The following is a 5,530-nucleotide window of genomic DNA, read 5'->3' as shown; positions in this document are numbered from 1 at the left end:
AGAAAACAGGAGCATTTTGAAGATAATTGAAGTATATAGAGGGAGGAGATTGGAATGCGTAACAATTGTGGAACTAGTCGAATTGTAGGTTGTCAATTTAGTCTGCACCCGATGAGTGATAATTTTGTTGATATTATTCTATCAACATTAAGTGAGGTTGATACCTCCAAGGTTTGGAAGGAAACAGATGATGTCAGTACGTGTATCCGCGGAAAAATGATCCATGTTTTCGATGTTGCAAAAGCAATCTTCCTACATGCAGCGAATACAGGGGAGCATGTTGCTATGAATGGTACGTTCTCCATCGGCTGTCCTGGTGACACGGAAGCTGACGCGTATATGGATGAAACAGACACACCATTGAACGAAGAAAAAGCAAAATCGATCCTCCAAATCGCCGGTTGTAAATTTTCCCTTTATCCAATGGGGCATGAAGATTACATGGATAAAATCTATGAACAAATCAATCTATCAAAGCATCGGAATGTCACGGTTACTTCTACACATTATGCAACAAGATTAGACGGAGACGTTCATGATATCTTCAATGCATTACATGAATCCTTTAAACTCGTCCAAGAAAAAGTTTCTCATGTCACCATGACATTTAGCCTTTCCGCCAACAGTCCTACTACAAAATAAACCTAGGGAGAAGTGAAATGACAAAGCATTGGAAATTAAAAGAGATTGTTCTCATGTCGATATTAGGTGTCGTCTTCGGGATCATTTACTTAGCATTCTTTCTTGTTGGTCAAGGTATTCGTAATGTTCTTGCTCCATTTGGTCTCGCACCGTTTGGTTATGAAATTATTTTTGGCATTTGGTTCATTGTTTCCATCGTTGCGGCTTATATTATTCGGAAGCCGGGGGTTGCCTTTACAGCTGAACTTATCGCAGGAGTTACCGAAGTATTATTGGGAACTGCCGCGGGACCTGGGCTTATTATAGCAGCTGCAATTCAAGGCTTAGGAGCAGAGTTTGCCTTTGCAATAACAAAATGGAAGGATTATCGTTTACGCATTTTAATTCTTTCCGGTGTCTTTGCAGCCGTTTTCAGTTTCACTTGGAATTTATTTTCATCCGGAAATATCGCGTTAGCTCCTGCATTACTTATAGCGATGTTAGCAGTTCGCATCATCAGTGGTGCCCTACTCGCGGGTGTCCTAGGGAAATGGTTGAGTGACAAATTAGCAAAAACTGGGGTCCTTCGCGGCTATGCCTTAGGAAAGGAGATACAGAAAAAACGTGAAAAAGATGCAGCCTAATCCATTACTTTATGTGGACAATTTCTCATTTGGCTATGAAAATTCGGAAAAACTAATACTCAATGAACTGCACTTTTCCTTAAGAGTTCATGAGACGACTCTCCTTATTGGAGCAAGCGGCTCAGGGAAAAGCAGTCTAGCTCTATGCCTAAATGGATTGTATCCCGATACAGTAGAAGGCATTTCTTCCGGCGACATCTTTTACCGGGGGAAAAATATACAAGACTTTCAAAAAGGAGAGCTCAATCAGAAGATCGGGATTGTCTTTCAAGAGCCGGAAAGTCAATTTTGCATGATTACCGTAGAGGATGAACTTGCTTTTACATTGGAAAACAGAAAAGTCGCCCCTTCCGAAATGCCTGAGCGCATTTCGGAAGTGTTATCTGCCGTTGGAATGAATGATTGTCAAAATCGAAAAATCTACGAGTTATCAGGAGGACAAAAGCAGAAAATTGCTCTAGCAGCTGTTCTTTTATTGGAACCGGAACTATTGATTTTAGATGAGCCTACAGCAAATTTAGACCCAGTTTCTCGAATAGAATTCATCCAATTAATTAAACAAATTCAAGAAAAACAAAAGCTAGCTGTGTTTATCATTGAACATCAAATCGAGGACTGGCTGGATATTACCGATCGTATTCTTGTTTTAGGAAAACAGGGTACAATCATCGCAGATGGCAATGCAGCATCTATCTTTGTAGATTATTATTTTTTATTAAAAAAAGAAGGAATATTTTTGCCAAAGCAGTTTTCTAACACTGTAGATTCTTACCCGATTCCTGTGAAATCCCCTCCCCCTGTCAAGAGAGATGCCCTAATAACGATTGAGAAGATGAGCTTCCATCATAAGAAACAACCCATTTTACAAGAAATAAACTTAAAAATTCATCGGGGAGAATTCGTCGCCATTGTTGGGGAGAACGGAGCTGGAAAATCTACCTTACTGCAATTAATGACTGGGTTATTAACCCCTCAAAAAGGAACCATAAACTTTTACGATAAACCGGTGGAGAAATGGGATGAAAAAGAGCTGCGAAAAAGAATGGGATACGTCTTTCAAAACCCGGAGCATCAATTCATCACGGACACTGTATACGATGAATTAACATTTGGAATGAAATTGAATGGATGGTCAACAGCTGAATTAAATACCGCTGCAACCACACTTTTAAAGCAGTTCCATTTAGAAAAAAATAAATACAGTAATCCTTTTTCCTTAAGTGGTGGAGAAAAGCGCCGCTTGAGTGTAGCAACGATGCTGGATGAAACACCAGATATTTTATTTTTTGATGAACCGACATTTGGTCAAGATGCAGAGACTACGAGAGAACTGATGTGCATGATTGATAGCTTGAGACAAAATGGAACGGCAATCGTCTTCGTCACGCATGATATGGATATTGTGGATACAGTTGATCGGGCGATTGTATTATATCAGCAGCATATTCATTATAATGGCGAGCCGGAAAGTCTTTGGAAGCAAGCTGATCTGTTGGAAAAAGCGCGATTGCGTCCGCCTTACCGGATTCAAGTACTTCATAAAGAAGGTGAAAGCCTTGATCTCGTCCATTAATCCAACAATCAAAGCATTTGCCATCCTCATTCCTGGCATTTTGCTCAGTTTTACATTTGATGTGTTTACACCACTCGTTTATTTTTTATTTATCCTTATTGTGACATTCACGATGAGCGATATCCCCTTCATTAAATGGCTCAAGATTTTTAGCCCATTTCTGCTTGTGGCGCTCAGCTTCGCCTGGATGACCATTCTGTATACGAATCAAACCTTTTCCTATGGCGAAGTTTTATTTACCCTTTTCGGAATCGAAATTACAAGGGGAAGTATGATAACAGGGATTAGTCTTGCCTTACGATCTCTTTGTTTTGTATGCTTGTCAATCCTATTTGCTTTAACGACGAACTCGACCAAATTCATGCTAAGTTTAATGCAGCAATGCAAGGTTTCCCCTAAAATCACATACGGTATTCTGGCTGGCTATCGCTTCTTACCTATGTTTCGGGACGAATTGCAGATTTTAAGGCAAGCTCACCGGATTCGTGGCTTTGGCAGAACGAAAGGGATAAAAGGTAAATGGCAGCAATTCAGAAGATATTCTATTCCACTGCTGGCAAATGGAATTCGTAAAGCTGAACGAGTTGCCATTGCGATGGAATCAAAAGGTTTTACAGGTGATACAGACCGTACCTACTATCACGAAATGAACGTCTCTCCTAAGGACTGGATATTTTTCTTCCTTATAGTAGGCGCATTTTTTATCATCCTTGCTTTTTCATATTACCTTGGGTACTTAAATATATTTGGCAAGCAGTTCTAGTTCTAAAAAGCTCTATAAATACATCCTTTCGATTATTGCTACTTGGATAATCAGATTAGTTATATTAAATTACTTTATAACAAGTTCGCATGTTTGACACCGAGAACCGCGAAAAACGTTGTGATCTCAATGTTTTTCGCGGTTTTTTTTGCTGGTTAAAACAGCGTACTATTTTCCTTTTTATGTTCAAATAAGACCGGAGATGTATTTTTGTACGTCCACGGGAAAAGTGTTATCTATCCCTTTCTCTTCCCGCCATACTTGCATTATCAAAATGAATACTTTTCATCCCTTCAAAAAAAGTATATTTCTCACGTAAAACGTCAATCAGACTTTCATTATCAAGAGGAAGTTCTTCTAAATAATACTTCGAGAAATGAAGCCTACTTACGATTTCCTCTTCGCTTTGCGTAGTAGTCCCATGGCCTGGAACAAGGATCCGAATCGAATGATGATGTAAAATCTGTTCAGCAGTCCGGATCGTCTGTACGTAGTCTTTATAATTACTGAAAATGAATGGAAACTCTACATCGGATAAATAATCACCTGCAAGAAATATTCCATAAGGCTCAATCACTGTAAACAAACTATCCTTTGTGTGCCCAGGCGCAAGATAAAATGTTAAAGTCACTTCCCCCAACCTTAATGTTTGCGCGTCTCGGGTTACAACAATATCCGCCGATGGATAGATTGATTTATAATTTCGCTTCAAATAATACATTTGATCAAATGCTTCAATTTCCTGCAATACCGCCTTTTTATTGGAATTTTGCTGAAACACCTCTGAAGCGATGACTTTTGCCTCCGGGAAGGCCCCTGCCCCAATAATATGGTCAAAATCACTATGTGTATAAATAATATATAATTGCCGGTCACCTATCATTTCATCAATATAAGCCCTAATTGTTTCTATTTCTTTAGGAAGCCATGTTGGATCCGTCATTATAACAGCATCCTCTGCTTGAATAATCGCCGAGGTTGTCATGTATAGAGCACTTTGGAAAACAGTTATATGTTGATTTTGGAATTGAATCATAAGAATGCCCCCTGATTTTGTTCAATTAACATTCAGTGGAGGAGGTAAGAATTCCCCACTGAATGAAGTTTCACTTTATGAAAATAGCCCAAATGATAAAACTCTCATTTGGGCACGTCCATTATTTTTTAAACTTTCCATTAAAAATAAAATTCTCTAATGGCATGCGTTGGTTCGGTTGTTCACGCTCTTGTAATACTTCAGGCAGTATCTCTTTTTCATCTTGATAGCCAATCGCGACGAGCGCTTCAATATTATACTCATCCGGGATTTCAAGTACGTCCCGTGCTCTATCGAAATCAAATCCCGTCATCGGATGGGTAATCAGTCCTTTCCTATTCGCCTGCAGAGCTAAGAATGCCCAAGCTGCTCCTGTATCAAACGAATGCGAGTGGATCACATTCCCATCCCGCTCCTTCTTGGAAATGATCAACGCTAATACAGGTGCACGTGTACACCAAGCTAAATTCCCCTCATAAAGGAATGAATGGAACACTTCCCGCTCTTCCGCCGTCTTCGCAAGGATGAATCTCCATGGCTGAAAGTTAAAAGCAGAAGGAGCCCAGTGGGCCGCTTCGAACAAAGCTAATAATGTATCCTCTGGCACCTCTTTTTCTGAAAATGAACGCGGCGACCAGCGCTCAAGAAACATCTCGTCAATATCATATTCGGATGTTCTGTACTTCCTCGTTTCTGTCATAACCATCATGTATTTCCTCCTTCATGTTTCTCATTATACAAAAGTAACCGTATTTCTTGTATAAATCAACCTAATGAATGGACTACTACTGAATAAAGTGACTGATCGCTTTCTACATGCATAACATTCTTTGAACGCTCACGACTGTATATGGTAACTTAAAAATGAGCCACTATCGCAATTGAAATTTGAG

Annotated in this window: 6 protein-coding genes; 4 read left to right on the top strand and 2 right to left on the bottom strand. The window is 39.5% G+C overall.

Annotated elements, in window-relative coordinates; all coding sequences use genetic code 11:
- Positions 1 to 54 precede the first annotated feature (54 nt).
- Genes IEX94_RS19180 through IEX94_RS19165 form a run of 4 tightly spaced genes read left to right on the top strand, consistent with a single transcriptional unit; the run spans position 55 to position 3,601 of the window.
- Positions 55 to 642, top strand: coding sequence for a YkoF family thiamine/hydroxymethylpyrimidine-binding protein (locus IEX94_RS19180; protein ID WP_188859823.1), 588 nt, complete (start codon positions 55 to 57; stop codon positions 640 to 642).
- A gap of 17 nt (positions 643 to 659) precedes the next feature.
- Positions 660 to 1,265, top strand: a complete 606-nt coding sequence (locus tag IEX94_RS19175; RefSeq protein WP_188859821.1) for an ECF transporter S component — start codon at positions 660 to 662, stop codon at positions 1,263 to 1,265.
- Positions 1,255 to 2,838 (top strand): ABC transporter ATP-binding protein, encoded by a 1,584-nt coding sequence (locus IEX94_RS19170; RefSeq protein ID WP_188859825.1) that lies wholly within the window; start codon positions 1,255 to 1,257, stop codon positions 2,836 to 2,838. The genes IEX94_RS19175 and IEX94_RS19170 overlap by 11 nt, the downstream gene beginning before the upstream one ends.
- Entirely contained in the window at positions 2,822 to 3,601 is a 780-nt protein-coding gene (locus tag IEX94_RS19165) for an energy-coupling factor transporter transmembrane component T family protein (RefSeq protein ID WP_188859819.1), read from the top strand. The genes IEX94_RS19170 and IEX94_RS19165 overlap by 17 nt, the downstream gene beginning before the upstream one ends.
- A gap of 232 nt (positions 3,602 to 3,833) precedes the next feature.
- Here IEX94_RS19165 and IEX94_RS19160 read toward each other — a convergent pair whose 3' ends face one another.
- Together IEX94_RS19160 and IEX94_RS19155 are read right to left on the bottom strand one after the other, a co-directional pair.
- Complete coding sequence (locus IEX94_RS19160; protein ID WP_188859817.1) at positions 3,834 to 4,637, bottom strand: MBL fold metallo-hydrolase; 804 nt, start codon at positions 4,635 to 4,637, stop codon at positions 3,834 to 3,836.
- Positions 4,638 to 4,758: 121 nt separating this feature from the next.
- Entirely contained in the window at positions 4,759 to 5,337 is a 579-nt protein-coding gene (locus tag IEX94_RS19155) for a nitroreductase family protein (protein ID WP_373290858.1), read from the bottom strand.
- Positions 5,338 to 5,530: the final 193 nt, after the last annotated feature.

The sequence above is a fragment of the Oceanobacillus indicireducens genome (assembly GCF_014647195.1).
GTDB lineage: Bacteria > Bacillota > Bacilli > Bacillales > Amphibacillaceae > Oceanobacillus > Oceanobacillus indicireducens.
This window is presented reverse-complemented; position numbering and strand designations above follow the sequence as displayed.